The sequence below is a fragment of the Paenibacillus sp. Negev47 genome (assembly GCF_058313655.1).
On sequence record NZ_CM177754.1, the window covers coordinates 4,238,507 to 4,263,362 of the forward strand.

At 46.4% G+C, this 24,856-nt stretch carries 26 protein-coding genes; 1 reads left to right on the forward strand and 25 read right to left on the reverse strand.

The annotated features are described in order from the left end of the window. The first annotated feature begins 54 nt into the window (after positions 1-54). A complete protein-coding gene (locus AC4G47_RS18940) occupies positions 55-573 on the forward strand; it encodes a MogA/MoaB family molybdenum cofactor biosynthesis protein (protein ID WP_264929223.1) in 519 nt (172 codons plus the stop codon). Between the two features lie 68 nt (positions 574-641). Here AC4G47_RS18940 and AC4G47_RS18945 read toward each other — a convergent pair whose 3' ends face one another. From AC4G47_RS18945 to yfmH, 25 genes are all read right to left on the reverse strand, one after another. Beyond that, the gene (locus tag AC4G47_RS18945; protein WP_491102218.1) at positions 642-1,196 is read right to left on the reverse strand and encodes a hypothetical protein; all 555 of its coding nucleotides are present in this window, start codon (positions 1,194-1,196) and stop codon (positions 642-644) included. Between the two features lie 74 nt (positions 1,197-1,270). Then, positions 1,271-2,290 carry an oxidoreductase gene (locus AC4G47_RS18950; RefSeq protein WP_491106742.1) on the reverse strand — a complete coding sequence of 340 codons (1,020 nt, stop codon included), beginning with the start codon at positions 2,288-2,290 and terminating at the stop codon, positions 1,271-1,273. A 110-nt stretch (positions 2,291-2,400) separates the two neighbouring features. Further along, complete coding sequence (locus AC4G47_RS18955; protein WP_491102219.1) at positions 2,401-3,048, reverse strand: hypothetical protein; 648 nt, start codon at positions 3,046-3,048, stop codon at positions 2,401-2,403. 364 nt (positions 3,049-3,412) lie between these two features. Next, positions 3,413-4,867, reverse strand: coding sequence for a nicotinate phosphoribosyltransferase (locus AC4G47_RS18960; RefSeq protein WP_145318764.1), 1,455 nt, complete (start codon positions 4,865-4,867; stop codon positions 3,413-3,415). Between the two features lie 195 nt (positions 4,868-5,062). Then, positions 5,063-5,620, reverse strand: coding sequence for a cysteine hydrolase family protein (locus AC4G47_RS18965; protein WP_491102220.1), 558 nt, complete (start codon positions 5,618-5,620; stop codon positions 5,063-5,065). 67 nt (positions 5,621-5,687) lie between these two features. Continuing rightward, entirely contained in the window at positions 5,688-6,491 is an 804-nt protein-coding gene (locus AC4G47_RS18970; protein WP_062833857.1) for an NUDIX hydrolase, read from the reverse strand. 78 nt (positions 6,492-6,569) lie between these two features. Then, complete coding sequence (locus tag AC4G47_RS18975; RefSeq protein WP_491102221.1) at positions 6,570-6,974, reverse strand: PaaI family thioesterase; 405 nt, start codon at positions 6,972-6,974, stop codon at positions 6,570-6,572. Between the two features lie 211 nt (positions 6,975-7,185). Next, positions 7,186-7,599 (reverse strand): YlbF/YmcA family competence regulator, encoded by a 414-nt coding sequence (locus tag AC4G47_RS18980; RefSeq protein ID WP_491106743.1) that lies wholly within the window; start codon positions 7,597-7,599, stop codon positions 7,186-7,188. Positions 7,600-7,903: 304 nt separating this feature from the next. Next, positions 7,904-9,460 carry a tRNA (N6-isopentenyl adenosine(37)-C2)-methylthiotransferase MiaB gene (gene miaB, locus AC4G47_RS18985; protein WP_491102222.1) on the reverse strand — a complete coding sequence of 519 codons (1,557 nt, stop codon included), beginning with the start codon at positions 9,458-9,460 and terminating at the stop codon, positions 7,904-7,906. Between the two features lie 315 nt (positions 9,461-9,775). After that, entirely contained in the window at positions 9,776-10,348 is a 573-nt protein-coding gene (gene pduL / locus AC4G47_RS18990; protein ID WP_017689107.1) for a phosphate propanoyltransferase, read from the reverse strand. A gap of 195 nt (positions 10,349-10,543) precedes the next feature. Continuing rightward, positions 10,544-11,545: a dipeptidase gene (locus AC4G47_RS18995; protein WP_491102223.1), complete on the reverse strand. Its 1,002-nt coding sequence runs from the start codon at positions 11,543-11,545 to the stop codon at positions 10,544-10,546. An 86-nt stretch (positions 11,546-11,631) separates the two neighbouring features. Continuing rightward, entirely contained in the window at positions 11,632-11,892 is a 261-nt protein-coding gene (locus AC4G47_RS19000; protein WP_007430104.1) for a stage V sporulation protein S, read from the reverse strand. A gap of 117 nt (positions 11,893-12,009) precedes the next feature. Then, positions 12,010-12,804 (reverse strand): TIGR00282 family metallophosphoesterase, encoded by a 795-nt coding sequence (locus AC4G47_RS19005; RefSeq protein WP_062833853.1) that lies wholly within the window; start codon positions 12,802-12,804, stop codon positions 12,010-12,012. Between the two features lie 163 nt (positions 12,805-12,967). Continuing rightward, complete coding sequence (rny, locus tag AC4G47_RS19010) at positions 12,968-14,509, reverse strand: ribonuclease Y (RefSeq protein WP_458126423.1); 1,542 nt, start codon at positions 14,507-14,509, stop codon at positions 12,968-12,970. A gap of 311 nt (positions 14,510-14,820) precedes the next feature. Next, complete coding sequence (locus AC4G47_RS19015; RefSeq protein WP_491102224.1) at positions 14,821-15,558, reverse strand: regulatory protein RecX; 738 nt, start codon at positions 15,556-15,558, stop codon at positions 14,821-14,823. A gap of 285 nt (positions 15,559-15,843) precedes the next feature. Further along, the gene (gene recA, locus AC4G47_RS19020; RefSeq protein WP_458126421.1) at positions 15,844-16,908 is read right to left on the reverse strand and encodes a recombinase RecA; all 1,065 of its coding nucleotides are present in this window, start codon (positions 16,906-16,908) and stop codon (positions 15,844-15,846) included. Positions 16,909-17,150: 242 nt separating this feature from the next. Next, positions 17,151-18,407, reverse strand: a complete 1,257-nt coding sequence (locus AC4G47_RS19025; protein ID WP_491102225.1) for a competence/damage-inducible protein A — start codon at positions 18,405-18,407, stop codon at positions 17,151-17,153. Positions 18,408-18,513: 106 nt separating this feature from the next. After that, on the reverse strand, positions 18,514-19,101 hold the full coding sequence (gene pgsA, locus AC4G47_RS19030) for a CDP-diacylglycerol--glycerol-3-phosphate 3-phosphatidyltransferase (protein ID WP_145318782.1): 588 nt from the start codon (positions 19,099-19,101) through the stop codon (positions 18,514-18,516). 321 nt (positions 19,102-19,422) lie between these two features. Further along, the gene (locus AC4G47_RS19035) at positions 19,423-19,914 is read right to left on the reverse strand and encodes a YajQ family cyclic di-GMP-binding protein (protein ID WP_458126419.1); all 492 of its coding nucleotides are present in this window, start codon (positions 19,912-19,914) and stop codon (positions 19,423-19,425) included. Between the two features lie 153 nt (positions 19,915-20,067). Further along, positions 20,068-20,268, reverse strand: a complete 201-nt coding sequence (locus AC4G47_RS19040; RefSeq protein WP_133384340.1) for a hypothetical protein — start codon at positions 20,266-20,268, stop codon at positions 20,068-20,070. Between the two features lie 61 nt (positions 20,269-20,329). Then, positions 20,330-21,385, reverse strand: a complete 1,056-nt coding sequence (locus tag AC4G47_RS19045; RefSeq protein ID WP_491102226.1) for a RodZ domain-containing protein — start codon at positions 21,383-21,385, stop codon at positions 20,330-20,332. A 66-nt stretch (positions 21,386-21,451) separates the two neighbouring features. Then, positions 21,452-22,219, reverse strand: a complete 768-nt coding sequence (locus tag AC4G47_RS19050) for a DUF3388 domain-containing protein (protein WP_145318788.1) — start codon at positions 22,217-22,219, stop codon at positions 21,452-21,454. A 197-nt stretch (positions 22,220-22,416) separates the two neighbouring features. After that, entirely contained in the window at positions 22,417-22,680 is a 264-nt protein-coding gene (locus AC4G47_RS19055; protein ID WP_145318791.1) for a DUF3243 domain-containing protein, read from the reverse strand. Positions 22,681-22,800: 120 nt separating this feature from the next. Continuing rightward, positions 22,801-23,571, reverse strand: a complete 771-nt coding sequence (ymfI, locus tag AC4G47_RS19060; protein ID WP_026081137.1) for an elongation factor P 5-aminopentanone reductase — start codon at positions 23,569-23,571, stop codon at positions 22,801-22,803. Between the two features lies 1 nt (position 23,572). Further along, entirely contained in the window at positions 23,573-24,853 is a 1,281-nt protein-coding gene (yfmH, locus tag AC4G47_RS19065; protein WP_491102227.1) for an EF-P 5-aminopentanol modification-associated protein YfmH, read from the reverse strand. Positions 24,854-24,856: the final 3 nt, after the last annotated feature.

The window sequence follows — 24,856 nt, forward strand, 5'->3', positions numbered from 1 at the left end:
ATTCTTACGAATGTTCTATGCTATGAGGACATGTTGATTGAAGGAGGAAGTTTCATGACTAATTCAGTGGAACAACATCGCCAGGAAGCCCCTGACACGGTATCGTGCATGATTGTTACGGTGTCGGACACACGCACCAAAGACACTGACACCAGCGGCCAGCTCATGCACCAGCTTCTGAATGAAGCGGGTTATCAGATTGTTGAATACATCATCACACCAGATGAAACGGAGAACATTCGAAGCATCCTGCAAGATGCAGCCGTTCGTGATGATGTCGAAGCCGTGCTGCTTAGCGGCGGAACAGGGATTGCACCCCGAGATACAACCTACGAAGCGGTGTCTTCACTGCTCGACAAAGAACTTCCGGGCTTTGGTGAGATCTTCCGTTTTCTCAGTTACACCGAAGATATCGGTTCCGCTGCCATCCTGAGCAGAGCCGTCGCCGGAACAATTGGACGCACAGCGGTATTCTCCATGCCAGGCTCCAAAGGAGCTGTCAAATTGGCCATGGAAAAACTCATTTTGCCTGAGCTGCGGCATGTCATGCGTGAAATATATAAACCCGTCTGAAAAATCAGACGGGTTTTTCGGGTTTATTTTCAGCTATACGGCAAGGTACAAAAGGTATCTCGTTCTACTTACCTTAGTTGCTCCAGCACATGTTGGAACACCTGCATAACGTCCTGTTCATACTCATCCTTTTCGCCACCGGAAGCCGTATAGACCAGTGAAACGTAATCTTTGCTGCGAATCGTTGTTCGGCCAAGCACATTCTCCAAGACAGCCTCATCACTATGCTCACTATACATTTGTTTCATGCCGGCAACCCGTGCTGCCTTATCTCTGAAAATATGGACTTTCACGATGTGTCTGCCACTTCCATTCAACAAATACATATAAGAGATCCCACCATGGTCGTCGTCGGCAGACATGTTATTCATCAGCTGGATACCCTTTGCTTCAAAACTCTTACTCATCTCATTCGCCAATGCTCCGTTTAATCCGTGTCCTTGACTCTGTGCCCGCATGTTTCCTTCATCCGTCGCTTCACGTGTATAGACCTTCCGCTCCTGCTCGATGGATGATGCCGAACAAGCCACCAGGGCCCAGACACTCATGATCAACACGCCACTTACCAGTACCGACTTGATTGTTCTTCCAACCAGACTTCGCACCTTTCTACCACACCACATGCCAATCCTTCCTTTCCAGCCACATGTACTGTGACCCAATCAGGTAGAATTAGCATGTCTAAGGACTAAGAATCTTATTCGGCTGGCAGATCTGATATCGTATTGACCACGGTACGACCTACTGCACCACCTTGGAGTATCGTCTCCAGCGTATCAGGCAATTGGTCTAAGGAGATTTCCTGGATTCCCAGTTCCAGCGCACGCTCTGGTTTCCATTCACCGCCGAGCAGTTTCCACAATCGTTCCCGACGTTCCATTGGACAATATACAGAGTCTATACCAATAAGCTGGATGCCACGCAATATAAACGGAAGTACCGTGGATTCAAAAGCTGTGCCTCCGGTTAATCCGGATACCGCAACCGCACCTCCGTATTGGATCTGTTTCAATCGCTCCGCGAGTGCCGGGCCTCCTGTCGGATCGACAACTCCCGCCCATAGCTGTTTCCCCATGGCTCCTCTAGCTGGAGCATCGGCTTCTTCACGAGTAATAACCTCTGAGGCCCCCAAGTTTCGAAGGAATGGCTCTTCCTGCTCCTTCTTGCCTGTGCTGGCTGTTACTTCGAAGCCCAGCTTCGCCAGGATCGCAACTGCCATACTGCCAACACCACCCGTTGCACCCGTAACCAGTACCTTGCCCATCTCCGGTGTAACTCCAGCCTGGAACAGCGCATCTACCGAAAGTGCAGCGGTGAATCCTGCGGTCCCAATCGCCATGGCTTCTTTTTCACTGAGACCCGGTGGCAGAGGTACCAGCCATTCACTGCGTAGACGAGCATACTCGCTGTAACCCCCATAGTGGGATACGCCAGGTTCAAACCCTGTACTGATCACACGATCTCCCGGTGCAAAACGTCCGCTTACCGATTCCTCTACCGTTCCTGCCAGGTCGATTCCAGGGACCATTGGGTATTCACGAACTACACCGCCTTTCTCAAGGGTTGCAAGCCCGTCTTTATAATTGACACTCGAATATTGCACCTGTACCGTTACATCTCCATTTGGCAGATCTTCCTTCTTCAGTTGCTCTATAGCTGCTTTTACTCCGCCCTGGTCTTCTTTGCGGACAACATATGCGTTAAAATGATTCTTCATCATTATTCACTCCTTAATAATCTTTAATATTTTTCCATTAAGTACATGAATTATTCGCATTCAAGCTTAACAGCTACCTATTGATTCTTTCATAATACTCCTGTTCAAGCTCAGTGTCTCCTAAGCGTCAACAGATAGATTAGCGGGCCCACAATGGGGATAATCCCTGCCGCAACCCAAGCAGATGAACGTCGACTTGCTACAGCATCCCTGTATATCGCAATCATGGAAAGTAAGGTCAGCAGAACAAAATCAATCGTCATGATATGTACAAATGAAGATTGCTTGAACGCTTCCATATATACATCCGGATGACCTTGCGTCACTGCATAGAATGCTGTCCCCAGCGTCAACAGCAAAAGAATTACATGCGTCAGCTTATGGGCTGCTACCCGTCCAATCCCCGACTCCCGCTGACGACCAAAATGCAAGCTTGCGTAGCCGGAAGATCTATACGCGGATGATGACCATGCATAATAGGGAAGCAGGGCAAAAGCACCCAGTCCGAAAGAAAGTACAACAAAAGGCCAAGCGGGTACACGACCACTTCGCTCTTTTGCAGATGTTCTTAACAGCATACAGGCATAAACTGCCGGGAAAATACCTAACCACGAAAATGCAGTAAGTAACCAAGGTTCTTTGCTTTGCAGTGTGATCAGTTCTTTGATTAGAGGGTCACTTCCAGGTGACTGCCCCGGTGCCAACAACAATGCATAGGCTATAAAAGCGACCCAGACCAATCCTAATATCCATCTCATGTCTGCACCTCCTCTTACTTTCATCCCCTGCGACAATGGTATTGAAACAATACCAGGACACTCCATCGGCACTAAAGGAGCTCCCCTAAAATGTTGAAGCTAATTTTAATTGGTGAAAGATGCAGAATTTGGCGTCTCCTGCGCTTTCCCGAGAAATAATGACTGCATTTCCCCTTTAAATACGTGTTCAAAAAGGATGGATTTCAGCAAAACTCAACAAGCTAAATTCCAGTATAGCCTGTTACCCAGGCAGTCTGTCCATGAGATTTCTTACATCCCTGGTCCAGATCATCGAGATCATATTAAAAAGGCATAAGCCAGTATTCTTCACTGGTTATGCCTCTCTGTTATGGTTATGTGTGAACTATTCTTCTGTGGATTTCACATGTTCGGCAATGAGCTTCTGCTTCATATTCCAAGCCGCCGGGCTGATATTCACACGGTAGATCTCCGGGTTGAGTTTCCGTTGGTATTCAGGCCAGAAAAGGTCCATCTGTTCCCGATGATACGCACGAATCTCATCCAAATTAGGCAGGTCATACACTTTGCGTCCGTTCACAAAGATCGGCTCCAGCATATTTACCGCTTCGTAGCGGGTAACGGTCTTTTTCAGATAAGGGTGTAGCGGGTTGAACAGCTTGAGCGGTCCGCCTTGTAGCGGCTGCTCTTCCCCTGGGTAGCAGATATAATCTGCAATCGCTTTGCCATGCTTCGGATCAATGATCCGGAACACTTCCTTTTTACCTGGTGTAGACACTTTTTCAGGATTGGCAGATATCTTGATCGTAGGCAGCATAGTACCGTCCACTTCACGCTCCACCAATTTGTATACTCCACCCAAAGATGGCTGGTCAGAAGCGGTAATTAACTGTGTACCGACACCCCATGTATCAATCCGTGCTCCTTGAGCCTTCAGGTTGAAAATCGTATTCTCATCGAGATCATTGGATGCAACAATTTTCACATAATCCAAACCAGCCTCATCCAGCATCTGACGTGCCTGAATCGATAAGTACGCAAGGTCACCACTGTCGAGACGAATGGCATTCATCTTTTTACCCTGGCTCTCCAACTTCTTGGCTGTCTTGATGGCGTGAGGTACCCCACTGTTCAACGTGTCAAAGGTATCAACCAGTAGCGTAACCTGATCAGGCAACACTTTGGCATACACGTCAAACGCCTCCTGCTCGCTCATAAAGCTCTGTACCCAGGAATGGGCATGTGTACCTGCTGTTGGGATCCCGAAGCGCTCTCCGGCCAGCATATTGGACGTTGCATGGAAGCCTGCCACATACGAAGCACGTGCGCCCCAGATGGCGGCATCAGCTTCCTGTGCACGCCGTGTACCAAATTCGAGTAAAGTATCCTGTTGTGCCACCTGTTTGATCCGCGAAGCCTTGGTTGCAATCAACGTCTGATAGTTCATGAAGTTAAGTATCGCCGTCTCCACCAATTGTGTCTCCATAATGGAGCCTTCTACCCGAATGAGCGGTTCGTCAGGGAAAACAATTGCGCCTTCCTTCATGGAATGAATTGTCCCCTGAAATGAAAACTGGAGCAACTCTTCCAGAAAGACCGGGTCGTAATTTTCCTCTTGTTTGGATAAAAATTTGATGTCGTCCATCGTGAACCGAAGCTGACTGATATAGTTCACAATCCGTTCCAATCCGGCAAATACCGCATATCCATTGCCAAATGGAAGCTTACGGAAATAGGCTTCAAATACAGCCTTTCGTTTGTGAGTACCATTCACCCAATGGGCGTACATCATATTGATCTGATATTTATCCGTATGTAAAGCCAGGCTAGTTGTCTGCATTTGTCTCATCCTCTCTGACTTCCGCTCGTGCCCGCCGATTTCACCTGTGAGCACGGGTTAACATATGGAGACTTATTCTTCATGATTCTGTTCATCCGTATTAACAAACAAGTCTCCCGTACAAACTCTATACACCATTCACCACATTCATCCGGTTCCTAACATTAGGTCAGACAGACATGATTGTCGAGTAAATTAAGCCAGAACTGTCTCGCTCGCCTTAACCACCGAAGCACCAAGGCTGGAACGAAAATGTCCAAGTGCCCACTCATGTCCTGCCGGATTGAAGCTTGCAACGGCATCTTCATATACCGTAATATGAAAACCTTTATTGTAAGCATCCACTGCAGTATGCAGTACGCAAATGTCCGTGCATACCCCAATGAGCGCAATATCTGTAATGCCACGTGCACGCAGTCTGAGTTCCAGGTCTGTACCACAAAATGCGCTGTACCTTGTCTTATCCATCCACCGAATATCCGCTTTCCGTTCTTCCATCACTTGGGCAAGACGACCATATAACCGCCTTCCTTCCGTATTCCGGATGTTATGAGGCGGGAAAAGGGCTGTTTCCGGATGATACGGATCATTCTCTTCGTGCAGATCCACAGCCATAATCACTTCATGTTTATTATTACAGTAAGCTTCCGTTACAGCTGCGACCGTCTCTTCGATCTCAACCGCAGGCTGACCTACAGGTAAAGAACCTGTCACAAAATCTTGTGTAAAATCAATGACAATCAGTGCTTTCATCGTCAACACTCCCTTGGCCCAGAATGGTTTGATCCTGATTCAATTCAGATTGACACCCTACACATTATTACGTATAGATTGACAGCCTTGGTACGAGTTCTGTAAAACGATATAGCTGCGCCGGACGCTGTGAATACTGATTGGAACTCACAAGGTTACCCTCTTCATCCCGCACTTCTTCCACAATGCCTTTGCGACTGCGGGTAGATGTAATCTTGCGAATGAAGTTTGGTTCTTCAAAATCCGGTACAACACTTTGAATAACCTGATATAATTCACTTAACGTAAAGTCACGTGGCAGGAACTGCCTAGCAATCGTCGTTTCCAACATCTGCTGCTGAATACGTCGATATGCATCTTCAATGATTGTCCTGTGATCAAAGGCCAGTTCCAGTTCTTGCAGCGCCTCCTGAATGGTGAACAATCCAACATCCTCAGCATCATCAGCTGCTTGGCGTTGATCCAGCATCCATTCTTCCACAAGCGCGAAAAATGCATGAGAGATAATCCACCCTCTCGGGTCACGACCCGGCTGACTGTATACATTCAAGTACTCCAGATGTCCACCGTCTACACCTGTCTCTTCCATCAGCTCACGCTTTGCTGCACCGTAGATGGATTCATTCTCCTGACAAAATCCACCGGGTAATGCCCATCTACCTGCAAAAGGCCAGCCTTTACGCTTAATCAGCATCACTTTAAGTTCCCGAATGGGAAGTGTCTTGGTCACCGTCTTGCGCTCTCGCTTGGTCAAGGTGAACATAACGATATCCGCAGGAACACCATCGGGTGTACGATATTTTTTGGAACTATAGGCACGTGCTGCTTGTTCATCGCTCTCTGCATTGAAGTGTTCGTAGTTTTCGCTCATGGGCACCACCGACTATTTTCATTTTGATAATTTCATTATGACATAATAATATCTTTTGTCAACAGCGGGATTCTTGTTTTACGTTCTTGGACGTGCTATGCGGAATGTCGCCGTAGCCATGCATCCCAATGTACCCGATGCATCACGTACTTCCGAATGAGTCGTAACACTGCGTCCAGCCTGATGCATTACCGTAGCTGTCACCGTCAACTCTCCTTGTTTCATCGGTGAGAGAAAATGTACGTTCAGATTCGTTGTCACACAGCCGTCTACTTCCATTGCTGCTGTGGCAACCATACCCATCGCCTGATCCATCAGTGAAGTCAATACCCCACCATGAATAATTCCCATGGAATTGGTATGATGTTCGCCAGCCGTCAGCGCGATCTGCACTTCATTTCCGTCTCCTTTTATATAACGACAGCCGAGAAATCCCCAGAACCGTCCATCTCCGTCTTCCACCATTTTGTCCAAAATGCTCATTATTCATTTCTCCTTTATTGCACTGTACGTATCAAGCTCTTGATGTCATGTGCCTTATTAATTAAAAAAAACGTCGCACCACAGAAAATAACCCCACAGTGTGGAGCTTTGCTTGGAAGTATATTCCGAGTACTGGCTATAGCCACCCCATGTTAACGATCATAATGTAATGTCAAAAAAGGCGCGGACTGCGTCCGCACCCTTCCGTCATTTAACCGCAATTGGTCGGAGGTGAATCCGTTCCAGCCTCCACGTTCACTTTTTCGGAAACCGTATCTCGGATTACAGAGATCACAAGCTGAAGCAAGTAGTTGATATCGCTCTGGCTCTGCTGGAATTCCGTAACCAATGGAATACTGTCCAGTTCGCTTTGCAGATCGTCAATTTCCTGTTCAATTTTGCTGACCATCTCAACATTTTTGAAGCTTTCAAAAGCAACGATCTCTTTTTGTTTCTTCTTGATGGTTGCAATCAACTGCTGGATGCGCTCATGATCACGAATTTTGGTTTCAGCCTGTTGAAACTGTCTAACTTCCTCACTCGTTCCGAGCATATCAGCCAATTCTTTGGCTTTTCCCATAATGTCGTCGCGTATGACCAGATTGCGCGTATCGTAGGTAGGCATTCCATAATGATTGTACTGCACTTCTTCCTGCGCCACTGAAATCGCTCCATTCTATGAGATGATATAAGATGAGAACCTGGGCTCAAATGAGTTCAAACGTCTGCTCCATGACCGCTGCGGGTACGGATCGTTCTTTTGATCGCTGTTGTCTCCGGATTTTTCTGATTACAATTGTTCAAGGTTAAAGTCCGGAGACAAAGGCGAACGCTTCGCTTCTACAGACCGATTCCGTCCCCTCCGCTACTTGCGCGAATGTCCGAACCTGATATTGAACCCCAAAATTCTCATCTTATTGGTGTGTGTATTACTGATTGGCAGCTACCGGCTCAGAGACCAGATTGCCCCGAATATAAAAAGTCATCGGATCGGTGATTTCCACTTGTACGAAAGTACCGATCAATTCTTTGGGTCCTTCAAAATGCACCAGCTTGTTGCTGCGGGTACGTCCTGCCAGAACTTCGGAATTCCGCTTGCTCTCACCTTCAACGAGCACCTCAACGACTTTACCGCGTTGCCCTTCATTGCTCCGGTGGCTGTATTCGTTGATGGTTTCATTCAAGCGTTTCAAACGTTCCTTCTTCACTTCCATCGGTACGTTATCCTCCATCACCGCAGCAGGCGTACCTTCACGCGGGGAATAGATAAAGGTATAGGCAAAATCATACCCTACTTCACGGACAAGGGAAAGTGTATCTTCAAATTGTTCTTCCGTTTCCCCAGGGAAACCAACAATAATGTCCGTTGTCAACACGACTTCCGGAATAGCCGTTTTAATTTTGCCAGCCAGGTTCAGATAGTGTTCCCGGCTATACTTACGGCTCATACGCTTGAGTACTTCTGAACTGCCAGATTGCACCGGAAGATGGATATGCTCCACCAGGTTTCCGCCCTTCGCCAGCACTTCAATCAAGCGATCATCAAAGTCACGTGGGTGACTGGTTGTAAAGCGTACTCGCGGAATATCGATTTGGCGAATGGCATCCATCAAGTCTCCAAAACTGTAGTTCAGGTCGGTGAAGTCCTTGCCGTACGCATTGACATTTTGACCAAGCAGGGTGATTTCCTTGAAGCCCTGTCGTGCCAAATCCCGTACTTCGGCAATGACATCTTCCGGACGACGGCTGCGTTCTTTGCCCCGTGTGAACGGAACGATGCAATATGTACAGAACTTGTCGCAGCCATACATAATGTTCACCCAGCCGCGCATACCCTCACGTTTCTTCGGCAGGTTTTCAATGATGTCGCCTTCCTTGGACCACACTTCAACAACCATTTCTTTGCTGAACAGCGCTTCCTGAATCAGATGTGGCAACCGGTGCACATTATGTGTACCAAAGATCATATCCACAAAGCCATGCTTCTGCATGATTCGGTTGACGACGCCTTCCTCTTGAGACATACACCCGCATACGCCAAGCAATAATCCTGGACGTTCGAGTTTTAGCGTTTTCAGGTGACCAAGCTCACCAAACACCTTATCTTCCGCATTTTCCCGTATGGCACACGTATTGAGCAGAATAACATCAGCCTCTTTGCGATCCTCTGTAGCCTGATATCCCATAGACTCAAGTAGTCCTTTGATGGTCTCCGAGTCATGCTCGTTCATCTGACATCCATACGTATATACAATATAGTGTTTGCCGTTTCCTATGTTTTTCAGTTCATCGGGAACGGCATTTTCGTAAAGCACCTGAACGTCTTCCTTGCCCCGCTGTTTCTCCTGACGATGATTGGGTTCTGATTTGATGTTAATCTCACGGCCCCGGATTCTTATCTTTTTGCTGAATTCATCTTGCGAAATTACTTTGGCATCGGAGAAATCAAAATATTGGGAGTAATCCTTTTTTGAGTCTTTAGCCATTTCCTTCGGTCACTCCTTACAGCCTCAATTAATAAAAAAATCGTTCATTCATCCCTGTTCCACGTGAATTTCTCGCTTGGAACAGTAAAAGAGCATTACAGCAAATTATAGCATGAATTGGGCTGAAGTTCCACATCCAAACAACCTGCCCCTTCGTCTATTCCGAAACATACAAGGCTCAGAAGAATGCTCCGAAAACAAATAAAAACCTGAGCCTTGCCATCAGGGTTGGAATTAACCGACCTTGTTGGCTGTGCTCAGGTTTATATGTTATTCAGACCGCCTTATTTAGTGGCTGAAGGCTATTTCATGTAATTAGTCGATGATTTCAGCAGTGTCGCCATTACGAGCGCCAGCAGCGTTAGCTTCATCTGTATCAATATGCATGTCCAGTGCGAAAGAATCGGATACACGAGCCAGTACATTTTCCAGTACAAGACCACGATCTCCGCCCAGGCGTACTTTCAGCATTTGTTTGTCCTCGATACCCCATTTAGCAGCATCAGAAGTATGGAAGTGGATGTGACGAGCAGCAACGATAACACCTTTATCAATCGTAACTTCGCCAGCAGGACCTTTAATCGTGATTCCCGGTGTACCTTCAATGCTTCCGGACTCACGTACAGGTGCTTTAACACCAATAGCAAATGAATCTGTCATGGAGATCTCCAGTTGCGTTTCAGGGCGAACAGGTCCAAGGATACGCACTTTATCAAACTGTCCTTTCGAACCAATAACCGCTACGGTTTCGTTAGCAGCGTATTGGCCAGGCTGAGACAGAGGTTTAAATTCAGTCAGTTCATAACCTTTACCAAACAAAATTTCAACGTGCTCTTGGGATACATGAATGTGACGGGCAGATACGCCCACAGGTACTGTTTTACTCATCGTAAATTTCACTCCTTGTTTATCTATGGCCTGTACTCAGGCTCTTAACAATCCAATGGTATTATACCCCTTTTTCGAGTGAAATGAAAACGAACTGGTGAAAATTCATGAAATACACTTATTTCGCCATCATTTCACTCCTTTATTTGGAAAACCAGTTTCAATTTAACCCATTCATTCCCACACGCAACTTCACTATTTCACGGAAGTCCCCTTCATCTTCATCTTCGGATTGCTCTCTGGCAAGTGTTCCCCCAGATAACTCGTCGCATTCCCCCATAACCAACCGCGCACCAAATGTTCATCATAGTGCTTGAGCAGCTTCTCCATCAGTCTTGGGTAATGTCCTGCATTCTCGAGTCCTTGAATATACGTCGAAATTCCATCAAAATCGGACCCCATCATCAGATGATGCTGCCCGCCAAGAGAACAGATCTGCTCGATATGAGGCAGCAGGTCCTCTATACGGACTTCCCCCTCCTGTTTAACAAACCAAGGGACAAACGTCAGTCCGATCCGTCCTTCCCGGGCAATGATGGCCTGAATCTGATCATCTTTCAGATTGCGCACATGGGGACATACGCTATAACTGTTAGAATGAGAGGCGATAAATGGACGCTTGCTCAAGTCAGCCAGTTCCCAGAAACCTTTCTCCGTCAAATGAGACACGTCTAACAGCATGCCGACTTCATTACATAGGCGAACCAGTTCTTTTCCCTTCTCCGTAAGTCCCGCTCCGCGCTTCTCCATGATTCCGTCAGCCGCCCAATTGGCGTAGTTCCAGGTAAGTCCAACAATTCGAACACCCATCTGATAACATAACTCCAGATAGAACAGGTTGCCCTCCAGGCCATCCACACCCTCCAGTGTGATTAATCCCCACGGACCCTCTGTTTGGCCCACCTGAGGCACCTGTTCACGCCACAACAACGTCTGTGTGCCGCCAGCACGCTCCCTGCTTCTCTCTACGCGCTTACGATAAATATCTAACTGCCCCATCACATGTTCAAACTTGCCTCTGCCTAGTACTTCGGGCAAATAGATGGCGAACGCCTGCAAACCTACTCTCCCCTCTTTCAAACGTCGCATATTCACATCCAGTTGTGGAGCATCTTCGAATGAAAGTGTCGGCTGCATCAATATTTTGCTCAGTGCGTCACAGTGAAAATCGGCTACACGCCAATCAGACATGGACATCGTTAACCCTCCTTCTATAATTTACTACAAAAAAACGCAAAAAAACCTGTCTACATCGTAAACAGGTTCAATGCATAACACATGTATTATCTGGGCTCCACAATCAGCTTAATGGCCGTTCGGTCCTCGCCGTCGATCACAATGTCTGTAAAAGCTGGAATACAAATCAGGTCAACTCCGCTTGGTGCTACAAATCCCCGGGCTATCGCTACCGCTTTAATGGCTTGGTTCAGTGCTCCCGCTCCAATTGCCTGCAGTTCAGCATTTCCACGTTCACGAAGAACCCCTGCAAGAGCGCCGGCTACAGAATTAGGATTGGACTTTGCTGAAACTTTTAATACATCCATGGTAAGTACCTCCCTGGGAATGTTGAAAGTTTGTTTCCACTTACTAGATGTTATTCGCGGGAGGCAAAAAAATTCCTTCTTTTTAGACGGGTTTCCCTGCAAAATGGGACAATACCCCTATTCCATGCGCCACTCGTCTTCCATCAGACGAATTTTTTCGATGCGTGTTGCTGCGCCTGTGGCTTCATCAATCTCCACTAGGACACCATGGAAATGCCATTTGCCATCATCAACAACGAATCGCACGGGTAGCTGGGTGTAGAACTTGCGCAACACGGCCTCACGCTCCATGCCCAATATGCCGTCACGCGGCCCTACCATGCCCGCATCCGTTAAGTAAGCCGTTCCTCCAGGCAAAATCCGGTCATCATTACTCTGTACATGCGTATGTGTGCCTACAACGAGCGAAGCACGTCCATCCAGATGCCATCCCATGGCAATCTTCTCTGAAGTCGCTTCAGCATGCATATCGACCAGAATACATTTGTAATCCTGGCGCAGCTCATCTACAATCTCATCAGCTACACGGAATGGACAATCCAGGGCAGGCAGGAACGTTCTTCCTTGCAGATTGACAATGGCCAGCTCCTTGCCTTCGCCTTTGACAACCGTATATCCTCGTCCTGGTGTTCCTGGTGGAAAGTTAGCTGGTCGAATCATGCGTGGTTCATCATCTATAAAATCAAAAATATCCTTATTGTCCCAAGTATGATTACCAAGTGTAATGCCATGTACACCCCAGTTGAAAAACTCATTCGCGATTGCACCTGTAATGCCGCGACCTGCCGCTGCATTTTCACCATTGACAATCACCACATGTGGCTTATACTTCGATTTCAGGTACGGTAAATTTTCCTTTAATGCCTTACGTCCCACATTGCCTACTATGTCACCAATAAACAAAACTTTCATTGATTACTGCCTCCTCAATCCCTGCAAAGTCCCTTTACTTCAAATGTTGAACCTTGCAGGACTCTATCTCATGCTTTATGATGTGTAATTTCACTAAATAACCTTATAACAGGCTATCAACAGGAAAAGTGGCCCACTACTGCGGCCACTTTTCCATAATACTCTATTTTGCGTATTCAACCGCACGGGTTTCCCGGATGACAGTGACTTTGATGTGACCCGGATAGTCGAGTTCATTCTCAATCATCTTCGTGATGTCACGGGCTAGGCGGAAGGCTTCAGCATCATCGATCTTCTCAGGCTGTACCATAACGCGAACTTCGCGTCCGGCCTGAATGGCGTACGATTTCTCGACACCTTCGAAGGATTCTGAAATCTCTTCCAGCTTCTCCAGTCGTTTGATATACGTTTCCAGCGTTTCGCGGCGTGCGCCTGGTCTTGCTGCGGAGAGCGCATCTGCTGCGCCAACCAACATGGCGATGACCGAAGTCGCTTCGCAATCTCCGTGATGGGACGCGATACTGTTGATTACAACCGGATGTTCTTTGTATTTCTTCGCCAGTTCCACGCCAATTTCGACATGTGATCCTTCCACTTCGTGATCCAGCGCTTTACCGATGTCATGCAATAGACCTGCACGTCTTGCCAAAGTTACGTCTTCTCCGAGTTCGCCAGCCATCAGTCCAGCCAGATAAGCGACTTCCATGGAATGTTTCAAGACGTTCTGACCGTAACTTGTACGGAACTTCAACCGGCCCAGGATTTTGATTAGATCCGGATGCAGACCATGCACGCCCACTTCAAAGGTAGCTTGCTCACCGTATTCACGGATGCGCTCATCCACTTCTTTGCGGGATTTCTCAACCATCTCTTCAATCCGTGCCGGGTGAATACGTCCATCAGCCACCAGTTTCTCCAGGGCAGTACGGGCGATTTCACGGCGAATCGGGTCAAAGCCCGACAGAATAACAGCTTCTGGCGTATCATCGATAATGAGGTCAATCCCTGTAAGGGTTTCAAGCGCACGGATGTTACGTCCTTCACGACCGATAATCCGGCCTTTCATTTCTTCATTTGGCAGGGTAACAACAGATACCGTTGTTTCCGCTACGTGGTCAGCCGCACAACGTTGGATGGCGAGCGTAATAATCTCGCGGGACTTTTTGTCCGCTTCTTCCTTCGCTTGTTGTTCAATGTCCTTGATCATTTGAGCCGTCTCATGACGAACTTCCTGTTCTACGTTGGACAGTATGATACTGCGTGCGTCTTCCATAGTGAGGTTGGATATACGCTCCAGTTCCGTCACCTGGTTTTTGTAGATCATTTCGATCTGCTGCTGTGTCTCATCAATTCGTTTCTCTTTGTTAGCCACTTGCTCTTCTTTACGTTCGAGTGATTCCAATTTTTTATCCAGCGACTCTTCTTTTTGCAACAATCGTCTTTCTTGTCGTTGAATTTCGTTCCGACGTTCACGAGTGTCTTTTTCAGCTTCAGCACGAATGCGATGGATTTCATCCTTCGCCTCCAGCACCGTTTCTTTCTTCAGTGCTTCTGCCTCTTTTTTCGCGTTCTCCACGATTTGTACGGCAGCTTGTTCCGCACTAGAGATTTTAGCCTCTGCAAGAGATTTGCGAATAAAATATCCTACTCCGAACCCAATGATTAGCGCGGCCACAACGAGAACGATCATGATTGCAGGTTCCATACTGTTCACCTCCTCGTTGGTTCCTCCAAGGCATTCCTTGGGTTAATTTGCAGTTTTCAAAACCTTACATATGTTTGGGAATAACGAATACTCACGGCGATCCCCCGCCGATTTTCATTTCACATGTACATGTCTCCATGTACTATTCACTGTTTCCAGCGAACCCATAATTAAGAATGGTATAAATCTTAAGAAACCGAAACCGCTTTTTTGGAAGGAAAAAGGGTTGTCCATTTCTTACAGACTCATGTCCATTTTAGTATTTGACGAAAGAAATTGTCAAGAGAATGCAGTATAGAGACTCTAGTCGGCTAATCCCATAACAACGCCTCGTCATCTTCAGGGTCCCCAGCCTCATCTTCTTCAATTAAACAATTCACAACTCGGCGCACCAAATCCATTGAAAAACCACGTCTCATTAGGAAGGGAAGCGTTTTATGTTTCTTCTCTTTCACGTCCCCTTTGACCTGATTCCACTTTTTGCGTCCGGCGCTCAGAGCAGTCTCAAATTCCGCATCTGTACTGATACCTTCGAGTGCCTCAACAATGAGATCATTAGCAATTCCCTTTTGACGCAGCTCTTGCCTTATCCACAGTTTTCCCTTCCGCTTGCCCTCCATACGCTGTCTTGTCCATTCCTTCGCAAATAGATCGTCATCCACCAGCTTCTCTCGCTCAAGCCGATCCAGCGCCTCTTCAATCAATGATGCATCAAACTCTTTCTGACGAAGTTTCTGACTTAACTCATGCCGTGTACGAGGTTTATGCTCCAAGAAACGCAGAGACTGTGCGTAAGTCCGCTGTCGCTCGTCAGCTACGATGATTTCTTCCAGATCCTTCTTCATAAACGTGTTGCCCTGCGTCATCCTGTATTTAATCATCACGTCTTCAAGGACCGTAATGGAGTGTATGCCAAAAGTGATGCGGTAACGAGCTTGTCTGCTTTTCGTTCGTTCTACCCGTGTAATGGTAAGTTCTTCGTTATCAGGAAATTGGGAGAGGCCATCCCCTTCTACTTCTTCATATAAATCCTCGTCATGTTGATCCATTCAGGTCTCCCCTTTCATAACTCTTTCCATCTGAGCTCTACGCCAAGCGTTCATTCACCGAAGATAGTTAACGCTAATACAAAAAGCCGGGAACTCAGCCCGGCCTTTTCTCTCACAGTCATTGTGCTAACAGCCCCTGTCCATTGGGACAGGGGCTGTTAGCACACCGAGAACATTCCCACCACAATTCCTTATCCAAATCGAACAAAGCTCAATCAGACAGGGTTACGGAGTTCAAAGGGCGGCGCCCTCTGGATCCTCCCTACAAGGGAGGATTTAGGAAGATTACTCGTTGATTTCGAATAATTCTTGTTCTTCTTCTGCTTCTTTTTGTTGATCTTCACTAGTTGGCGCAGGAACTGCAGTAGTCAAGTTACTAGCTACACGAATTTTTTGTTCAATGATTTCAGCAATGTCCTTATGCTCTTTCATGAACTGCTTCGCGTTCTCACGGCCTTGTCCTAAACGCTCACCTTCGTATGAGTACCATGCACCACTCTTGTTAACGATGTCCAGCTCTGTACCAATGTCAATGATACTGCCTTCTCTCGAGATCCCCTCACCGTACATGATATCCACTTCCGCTTGTTTGAACGGAGGTGCGACTTTGTTTTTCACCACTTTAATACGAGTACGGTTACCAATCATGTCATTCCCTGATTTGATACTCTCAATACGACGTACATCCAGACGTACCGTGGAATAAAACTTCAGGGCTCGACCACCAGGTGTTGTTTCCGGGTTACCAAACATAACGCCGACTTTCTCACGAAGCTGGTTAATGAAAATTGCGATTGTTTTGGATTTGCTGATTGCACCAGACAATTTACGTAGAGCTTGAGACATCAAACGCGCCTGTAAACCGACGTGTGAATCACCCATTTCGCCTTCAATCTCTGCTTTTGGAACCAATGCAGCTACAGAGTCAATAACGACGATATCTACTGCACCACTGCGCACAAGAGCTTCTGCAATTTCCAGCCCTTGCTCACCCGTATCTGGCTGAGATAGAAGCAATTCATCAATGTTAACACCCAATTTGCTTGCATATTGAGGATCAAGAGCATGCTCGGCATCGATAAATGCTGCTTGTCCACCAACGCGTTGTACTTCAGCGATCGCATGTAATGCGACAGTTGTTTTACCTGAAGACTCAGGTCCATATATTTCAACAATACGGCCTTTAGGCAAGCCGCCTGTTCCTAATGCAATATCCAAAGCCAAGGAACCACTGGGAATAATTTCCACGTTCATATGAGTGGACTCACCCAGTTTCATGATGGATCCTTTACCAAATTGCTTCTCTATTTGACGGAGCGCCATATCAAGCGCGGCACGACGGTCTGACAATAAGCTCACACCCTTTACTGTTTATAAGATAATGATACCTTGTTTTAACACGTTTGCCAAGCTTTTTTTCGAACATACATTCGTTTTTTTGTGAAGGCCGAGGCGCCTCTTCCTCTATGAAACTTTCCATTAAACAGAAAAAAGAACCGTAAACAAGGCTGTTACGCCTAATTCTACGGTTCTTCCGTCTTCCTTAATTATACTTGCTTGGAACTCTAAATGCAATCCAAGCTGTTAACTAATCAATCCATCGCCACAAGTTTTTGCCATAAGCGATAGAGAATTGCTTTGGCCGAGCGAATGCGAACAGTCTCGCGATTACCATTGATGCGCAGTTCATGAATCTCGGTTTCTTTTCCACGTTCAGCAAGAGCGATAAAGACAAGTCCAGGTGGCTTGCGTTCCGAATATCCCGGTCCCGCTACACCCGTAACGGCCAGACCAAAATCAGCATCGCCAATCATTCGGATCTGCTCAGCAAGCACTTTTGCAACTTCCGGACTTACCGCCCCTGGCGCCTCTTCACCTTCCAGATAATCATGAGGCACATTCAGCAGCTTTTCTTTAATTTCATTAGAGTAACAAACAATTCCACCCTTAAGCATCGATGCACTTCCAGGTACAGATGTCAGACTTTGCATGACAAGCCCTCCTGTGCAGCTCTCAGCAGCACTAAGCGTCAGACCCATATCAGACATCATGGTTACAATTGTGTACTCTATAGGCACATCCTCGTTCGCGTAGAGATGTTCTGTCAACCGCTCACGAATCCGGACTTCCATCGCATCCAGCTTCAGCATCGCCTCCCCCTCACTTGCGGCCTTTGTGGAGACACGTACTGTAACTTCACCCTCACTTGCATAAGGAGCGATCGTAGGGTCTGTCTGCGCATCAATCAGATCCAGAAGTCGATCTTCCAGAGCAGACTCACCAATACCTGCGAATTTAAGCATTCGGGAATAGATCGGCATTTCTTCTGTAAGTACATGCTGGAACAGCCAAGGCTTGACTTCCTGTTCAAACATTGGAATCAACTCTTTAGGTGGTCCAGGCATCACAACATAATATTTATCATTGTCAGAAATCGCATTTCCTGCAGCTAGACCGGTTTCATTGGCGAGAGGTGTCCCACCATCAATAACGATCGCTTGACGTCGGTTATTCTCTGTCATTTTCACATTACGATCTCTGAAAAAGCTCTCAATCTTGTCCATGGCTATTCGATCTATATGGAGTTTACGGTTAAGAACTGCTGCCAGCGCATCCTTGGTCAGATCATCTTGCGTAGGCCCTATACCCCCGGAAAATAAAATAACGTCTGCGCGGCCCTGTGCAATACGAATGGCTTCACTGAGTCGAGTCAGGTTATCACCAACTACCGTTTGGAAATATACATCGATCCCGATCGCAGCCAATTCACGAGATAGGTATCTGGCATTGGTATTGACGATTTGTCCAAGCAGCAACTCTGTGCCAACTGCAATGATTTCTGCCTTCATTAAGCATCCTCCTGTACACGTGTTGGGTTATCAAAGGGCAATAGGATATTTTCCTATTGCCCCTGACCCAATGCTTCTTTCATGTTACCCAGTTTAACGCCAACTGTTATGCTTTCGTTAAATGAAGCAAATTTTTGTTTTTGATAAAGTAATCGATACCCGACCAGATGGTAATAAGCGCTGCTGCCCATACTGCGATAATATCGACGTGAATACCTGTGTATGAAAACGGGAAATTGTTCAACAGCAACAAGACAATCGCCACAATCTGCACTACAGTCTTCAGCTTGCCCCAGTTACTGGCGGCGACAACTGAACCATCCAGCAACGCAATTTGACGCAAGCCGGTAACTGCAAATTCACGACTAATAATAACGACTGCAATCCAGGAATCCAGCTTGCCCATCTCTACAAGCGAGATCAAAACTGCAGTAACCAACAGCTTGTCTGCAAGTGGATCGAGCAGTTTCCCCAGATTGGTAACCATGTTATTTTTCCGCGCAAGGTACCCGTCAATTCCATCTGTGCTTGCAGCGATGATAAAAATAACAGCAGCAATCAGTTGATTATACGGAAGCGAAAGGCTTCCAAGTTGCAACGGCTCTGGATAAAATGGAAAATCCACGAGCAGGAACACCATCAAAAAAGGGATTAAGCAAATTCGTGCAAGCGTAATCCGGTTGGGTAAATTCACAAGACGCCCTCCCTCATATCCTCCATTACTCCAAACATTCATCTTAATCCCGTTATCATCATCCGGAACATGAAATGTACAATTTCAATGTCAATCCATATTAACATGATCCCACTATGTAGAAACGCAAAAAATAAAGTCAACCGCTCAAAAGCAAAACCGCTTTAAACGTTCCGGTGACTTCCAGAAGTGTACTGCTTTTCACAAAGTCAGCAAACGATGAGGACTGGACTTGATGCATGACTGCCAGCAATGCACACTTAGTATAATATACGCCCCAATACAGTGTCAAAAAACACTTCTGCTACAAAAAAGGCCATATTACTTGAAATTTGTATATTGCAAATCCAGAGGCAGGTTAGCACCGTTTAGCATCTGCATTACCGCTTGCAAATCATTTTTACTCTTACCTGTTACCCGGAGCTGGTCTCCCTGAATCTGACTCTTCACCTTCATCTTGGAGTCCCGAATCAGGATATTAATTTTTTTGGCGATATCCTGGTCAATGCCCTGTTTGAAATTCAAACGCTGGCGGACTGTTCCAGAAGAAGCCGGCTCTACTTTGGCGTAATCAATGTTCTTCAATGGTAGACCACGCTTCGCCATTTTGGATTGCAGCACATCAATGACAGCCTTGAGTTTGGTCTCATCATCAGATACGATCGTTAACGCATCCTTATCCAGTTTCAGACTGCTCTTGCTGCCCTTGAAGTCATAACGAGTGCCAATTTCCTTCTCGGTTTGTGTAACGGCATTTGTCAGTTCTTGCAAGTCCATTTTGGACACGATATCAAATGAATTTTCTGAACTCAAACCAGTCACCCTTTCAGTTAATCGTATGTTCTGTAACATTATAGAGGATACCTTAAGCAAAAGTCTAATTTCAAGGGGTTTTCTTCAAAGAAAAAAGCATTTTTGACCTCCACTGAAGTGGTTGCCAAAAATGCTTGCTGGTCCAGCTTCCAACTAATAGCGGCTCCGGTTGGGCTGTCTGAACATATCGAGCACACCCAAAAGCACATGCGCAAGTCCAAAACCCAAAATTCCGTAACCCCAAGCACTTGGAGTCAAGTAATAACCCAGGAGGCTGACAATGATCCCTAAACCTGTTACGATCCAGCTGACTGTCACAGCCATCCACCTCACTTCACCAAAAGTTAATTGCAAGTCAAGACCCCGTTATTGTCTCCTGCAGTAAACTCGGTTATTCGCTACCAGTGGTGATCCCTTAATTGGTACCTTCTGTACCGTCCGTTGATCCATTTTCAACGCCTGTGGATGAAGCTGTACTACCACTGTCTTCACCAAGCTTCAGACGGATCCGATTGGTTGCCTTACCATCCGTTACAACTTGCCCACCAACCTCAATCGTGGTCGCTGCAGCGTAACCGGACTTAATATACATTCCAGCACTATCCAGTTCAAAGGTAAAGCTGTCGCCTTCGGCTGTATTGCCATACTCCAGCTTCTCTCCACTGGAATTCTCACCCTTGTACACTTCCAGCCAACTATGACCTGTTGCTTTAATCGTAACCGTTACAGGCTGGCCTGCACTCCCGTTAACTTTAAAGTTCGTAATATTTCCTGATTTTCCGTCTTCTGCAACCGTTACAGTAGACGGTGAGTTATCGGCAGGTGGTTCTTCCTCAGTTCCTTCTATCTGTCCATCCGTTTGGCCATCTGTCTGTCCGTCCGTTTGACCATCAGTTTGACCGTCCGTCTGTCCTTCAGTGTCCGTACCGCCACCGTTGCCTCCAGCGTCGCCCTCAGCGCCTGAGTCTGTCGCAGGCGGATTAGATGCCTGTCCGTTATCGGCTGGTTGATCCGGTTTATCCTCAGGTTGTTGCTGACTGTCTGTAATTTTGACCGAATCCAGCCCCTGATTATCTTCAGGATCATCCTTGTTCAATACGACGTACGCATACAACAAAACAACAATCAGAATCGGGAAGGTCCACATCAGTGCGACAGACATCCATCGATTACTACGTTCAACTGGACGGCTGGAACGCTTCTGAATAACCGGTTCCATCGTTGCTTCCGCCTCTTCTGCCGGTACGTCTTTTTTGTGTCCCTCCAGCAGCTCATCAGGGTTCAGTCCCACGGTCTCCGCATAGGTTTTAATGAAAGCACGCACATAGAAGCTGCCCGGAAGCACTTTGTAGTCTCCTGCTTCTATGGCCTCCAGATACCTCTTGCGAATTTTTGTCATTTCCTGTACATCGTCAAGACTCATCCCTTTTTGCAGCCGGGCCTCTCTTAACTGCTGACCCAGTTCAGACATGCCATCTCCCCCTTATGTTTATCTCTTGAGTTGTTGCTAATCTATTCCATGATTCCGTACGGTTCCTTACAATTCGTCGGTGTAGCTAGCCGTAAACGTATCATAAATAATTTCTTCATTCGGATTGTTGCGAAGTTCAATAATAATATCAAAATTATTAAAATCATATTCGGATTCCTGTACAAAAATATCCGGATGTTCAATAACCTTGGTACTAGGCATGGTCATAATATCCTGCAACAAATTGTAATGACGCTCACTGGAGCGAATGGTACTAACAATACCGTCAATAATGAACACATTGTTTGGGTTCAATTCGTCCTCGGAGAGTTGGCTCCTTATGGTCTGACGAAGAAGTGTGGAGGAAACAAATGTCCATCGCTTCATTGCACATACGCTACCCGCAATAATGGACTCCGTTTTGCCAACACGAGGCATTCCACGCAAACCGATGACCTGATTGCCTTCCCTCTTAAATACTTCACCCAAAAAGTCCACAAGTAACCCAAGTTCATCTCGTGTAAAACGAAATGTCTTGCGATCATCCGAGTCACGGTCAATATATCTGCCATGACGTACGGCCAGAATATCCACCAATTTAGGTTGACGCAAAGCCGATACGGTGATGCTGTTTACCTTGGCAAGCATCTCACCAAGCAAACGGATTTTCTCATCGTCATCCGATTCAAGCAGCATGCCTCGGGTTTTGCCTTCCACACCGTTAATGGTCAATATATTCACTTCAAGCATCCCCAGCATAGAGGCTATATCGCCTAACAAACCGGGTCTGTTCTTATGTATTTTATATTCCATATACCATTGTTTAGATTCCATTTCAACACCCCGTAATGCATTATTCCACATTATTCGACAGCAACAGAACGTGTCCGCTGGACAACAATCTGAGACATCTTCTAAAAATGGGTCACGTTAATGATATATAAAATGAAAATGAATTACAAGAACAGCTCTGTAATCCGTTTGTAATCATTAGAGAAAAGCCCCCTTGCGGGAGCTCTTCATCTGTAATCTTATGCGTTTTGTTTGGCCAATTTGACCATCAGGGTCGCAATCGTACGACGCTCATCAGCATCGCCGACATCCCATAATTCTTTCAATGCCCGGTTGGAATGGTTCGCTGGATCGACTTTCTCATCGAGGAAATCGCCGATTTCATACGCTAGTTTGTTGATGGTATCTTCACTCATTCCCATCTTCTCTGCTTGCAGTACGCGGTCACCCAAGAACTTCTTCCATGTGTCAAAACTGGAGAGCACTGTTTTTTCTGTTGACATGATAAATCCTCCTTAGCTGTCGCATGAGATTTAAAATCAACCAGTTGTAATATGTGCTTTCGAGACATTTTATATACGAGCATTTTGAAAATATTAGAGACGGCTGCTTTCCAACAACCTTCACGTTAACCAACCGCCATTTGGACTAATAATCTGCCCATTGATATAACCCGATTCAGGGAGCGCCAGAAAATAAACTAGTGATGAGATTTCATCAGGTTGGGCAAGTCTACCTGCCGGAATCTCCTCTTCCAGCATTTTCAGTTCACTTTGATCGAGATGGTTCAACATGGATGTCTGAACTGCGCCAGGTGCCACAGCATTTACGGTTACTCCGGATGGCGCGAGTTCTTTCGCGAGCGCTTTGGTGAATGCATTCACCCCGCCCTTAGTTGTGGAATACAGCACCTCACAAGAGGCGCCTGACAATCCCCAAATCGACGACACATTAATAATTCGGCCATACCTTTGGGAGATCATGTGAGGCATCATTTCCTGTGTACACATAAATGTACCTTTCAAATTGATTGCCATCACTTCATCCCAGATTTCCTCTGTAACATCAGACAACATTCCATAGTGCGAGATCCCTGCGTTGTTCACAAGGATATCTGGCATGAGATTGTGTGACTCCAGCTTCTCACGCATACGCTCAATCTGTTCACGGCTGCGAAGATCCGCAGACACGGTCATGATCTTGCCACTGCCCTGTTCCATGCATCGTCTGGCCGCTTCATTCGCTGCTTCATGCGATTTCATATAGTGTATAACGACATTCATTCCCACTCTGGCGAAACGTTCTGCGATAGCCGCTCCGATACCACCGCTTGCTCCAGTAACCAGTACAGTCATTTCCCCAATTGCCTTCAATTGTCCTGTTCCCCTCTCCATATCAAGGACTCACGACTAGCGATACAGCCAGTTGATCCCAGCGAATATGCTCTCTCAGTCTGAGATTCACATCTTCCAGTGTAATCGATTCATAAAGTGGGAGCATATTGAAGAAATCACCGCCACGGAATTGCTGACGTGTGAATTCATGTGCAATGTTCTCCGGAGAATTGAGCATGCGCAAATATCCGCCTATTTTCTTTTTGCGTGCACGTTCAAAGTCCGTGGATTCAAACCCTTTCTCCACAATAGCATCCACTTCTTCACGTATACGCGCGAGGAGTTGATCCGGGTCTTTCGTATCACCACCGATGGCCGAAAACGCATATTGCGGCGAACTGTTATACTCATGTCCAAAGCTATCGGAGATCAGATCCTCGTCATAAAGCTTCTGAAATAACTGTGTGCTTGAGCCGAACAGAAGATCCATCATTAACTGCGTTGTCATATCTCGTCGCAACAATTGTTCTCCAGTGAGTCCAACGTCCGTCTCTTTGAATCCAAACAAACATTTGGGCAGTGAAACAGCCAGCTTCGCTTCCCTTCTGGCTTCGCCTACCTGCTCAGGCTCCTGTTCGAAGAAGCGTTGAATACTCCCCTGGGGCTTGTAATCTTTCTGTTTCTGGTTCGAACGAACCATATCAATGACTTCCTGTGGATCTACACCACCCACGACGAACAAGAGCATATTACTCGGGTGATAGAAGGAGTTATAGCACTCATATAACATCTCTTTCGTAATCGTACGGATGGACTTCACCGTTCCTGCAATATCGATATGCACCGGATGTTTCTGATACATGGCTTCGATTAATCCAAAATAAACACGCCAATCCGGATTATCAGCATACATGTCAATTTCCTGTCCGATGATGCCTTTTTCCTTTTCCACATTTTGATCCGTGAAGTAAGGATTTTGCACAAAGTCGACTAATGTTTGTATATTTTCCTTCACATGTTCGGTCGCTGAAAACAAATAAACCGTCTGATCAAAGCTCGTAAAAGCGTTAGCTGAGGCACCATGAGATGCAAACGTGGCAAAAATATCACCCGTTGGTTCTTCAAACATTTTATGCTCCAGGAAATGGGCGATCCCATCCGGAACCTTCACTTCTTCCTGCCCTTCAACCTGAAAGTGATTATCCACTGACCCATACTTGGTTGCAAACGTAGCATACGTTTTCTGGAATCCCGGTTTAGGCAAAATATAGACATGCAGTCCGTTATCCATTACTTCGTAATATAGTGTTTCCTGCAAATGCTCATACCGAATGCTCTCCACCGA

Excerpts from the sequence above, each read along its gene's own strand:
- AC4G47_RS18940 (WP_264929223.1), top strand. The coding sequence starts at position 55 with ATGACTAATTCAGTGGAACAACATCGCCAGGAAGCCCCTGACACGGTA.
- AC4G47_RS18945 (WP_491102218.1), bottom strand. The coding sequence starts at position 1,196 with ATGTGGTGTGGTAGAAAGGTGCGAAGTCTGGTTGGAAGAACAATCAAG.
- AC4G47_RS18950 (WP_491106742.1), bottom strand. The coding sequence starts at position 2,290 with ATGAAGAATCATTTTAACGCATATGTTGTCCGCAAAGAAGACCAGGGC.
- AC4G47_RS18955 (WP_491102219.1), bottom strand. The coding sequence starts at position 3,048 with ATGAGATGGATATTAGGATTGGTCTGGGTCGCTTTTATAGCCTATGCA.
- AC4G47_RS18960 (WP_145318764.1), bottom strand. The coding sequence starts at position 4,867 with ATGCAGACAACTAGCCTGGCTTTACATACGGATAAATATCAGATCAAT.
- AC4G47_RS18965 (WP_491102220.1), bottom strand. The coding sequence starts at position 5,620 with ATGAAAGCACTGATTGTCATTGATTTTACACAAGATTTTGTGACAGGT.
- AC4G47_RS18970 (WP_062833857.1), bottom strand. The coding sequence starts at position 6,491 with ATGAGCGAAAACTACGAACACTTCAATGCAGAGAGCGATGAACAAGCA.
- AC4G47_RS18975 (WP_491102221.1), bottom strand. The coding sequence starts at position 6,974 with ATGAGCATTTTGGACAAAATGGTGGAAGACGGAGATGGACGGTTCTGG.
- AC4G47_RS18980 (WP_491106743.1), bottom strand. The coding sequence starts at position 7,599 with ATGCCTACCTACGATACGCGCAATCTGGTCATACGCGACGACATTATG.
- miaB (WP_491102222.1), bottom strand. The coding sequence starts at position 9,460 with ATGGCTAAAGACTCAAAAAAGGATTACTCCCAATATTTTGATTTCTCC.
- pduL (WP_017689107.1), bottom strand. The coding sequence starts at position 10,348 with ATGAGTAAAACAGTACCTGTGGGCGTATCTGCCCGTCACATTCATGTA.
- AC4G47_RS18995 (WP_491102223.1), bottom strand. The coding sequence starts at position 11,545 with ATGTCCATGTCTGATTGGCGTGTAGCCGATTTTCACTGTGACGCACTG.
- AC4G47_RS19000 (WP_007430104.1), bottom strand. The coding sequence starts at position 11,892 with ATGGATGTATTAAAAGTTTCAGCAAAGTCCAATCCTAATTCTGTAGCC.
- AC4G47_RS19005 (WP_062833853.1), bottom strand. The coding sequence starts at position 12,804 with ATGAAAGTTTTGTTTATTGGTGACATAGTAGGCAATGTGGGACGTAAG.
- rny (WP_458126423.1), bottom strand. The coding sequence starts at position 14,509 with ATGGAACCTGCAATCATGATCGTTCTCGTTGTGGCCGCGCTAATCATT.
- AC4G47_RS19015 (WP_491102224.1), bottom strand. The coding sequence starts at position 15,558 with ATGGATCAACATGACGAGGATTTATATGAAGAAGTAGAAGGGGATGGC.
- AC4G47_RS19025 (WP_491102225.1), bottom strand. The coding sequence starts at position 18,407 with ATGAAGGCAGAAATCATTGCAGTTGGCACAGAGTTGCTGCTTGGACAA.
- AC4G47_RS19045 (WP_491102226.1), bottom strand. The coding sequence starts at position 21,385 with ATGTCTGAACTGGGTCAGCAGTTAAGAGAGGCCCGGCTGCAAAAAGGG.
- AC4G47_RS19050 (WP_145318788.1), bottom strand. The coding sequence starts at position 22,219 with ATGGAATCTAAACAATGGTATATGGAATATAAAATACATAAGAACAGA.
- AC4G47_RS19055 (WP_145318791.1), bottom strand. The coding sequence starts at position 22,680 with ATGTCAACAGAAAAAACAGTGCTCTCCAGTTTTGACACATGGAAGAAG.
- ymfI (WP_026081137.1), bottom strand. The coding sequence starts at position 23,571 with ATGGAGAGGGGAACAGGACAATTGAAGGCAATTGGGGAAATGACTGTA.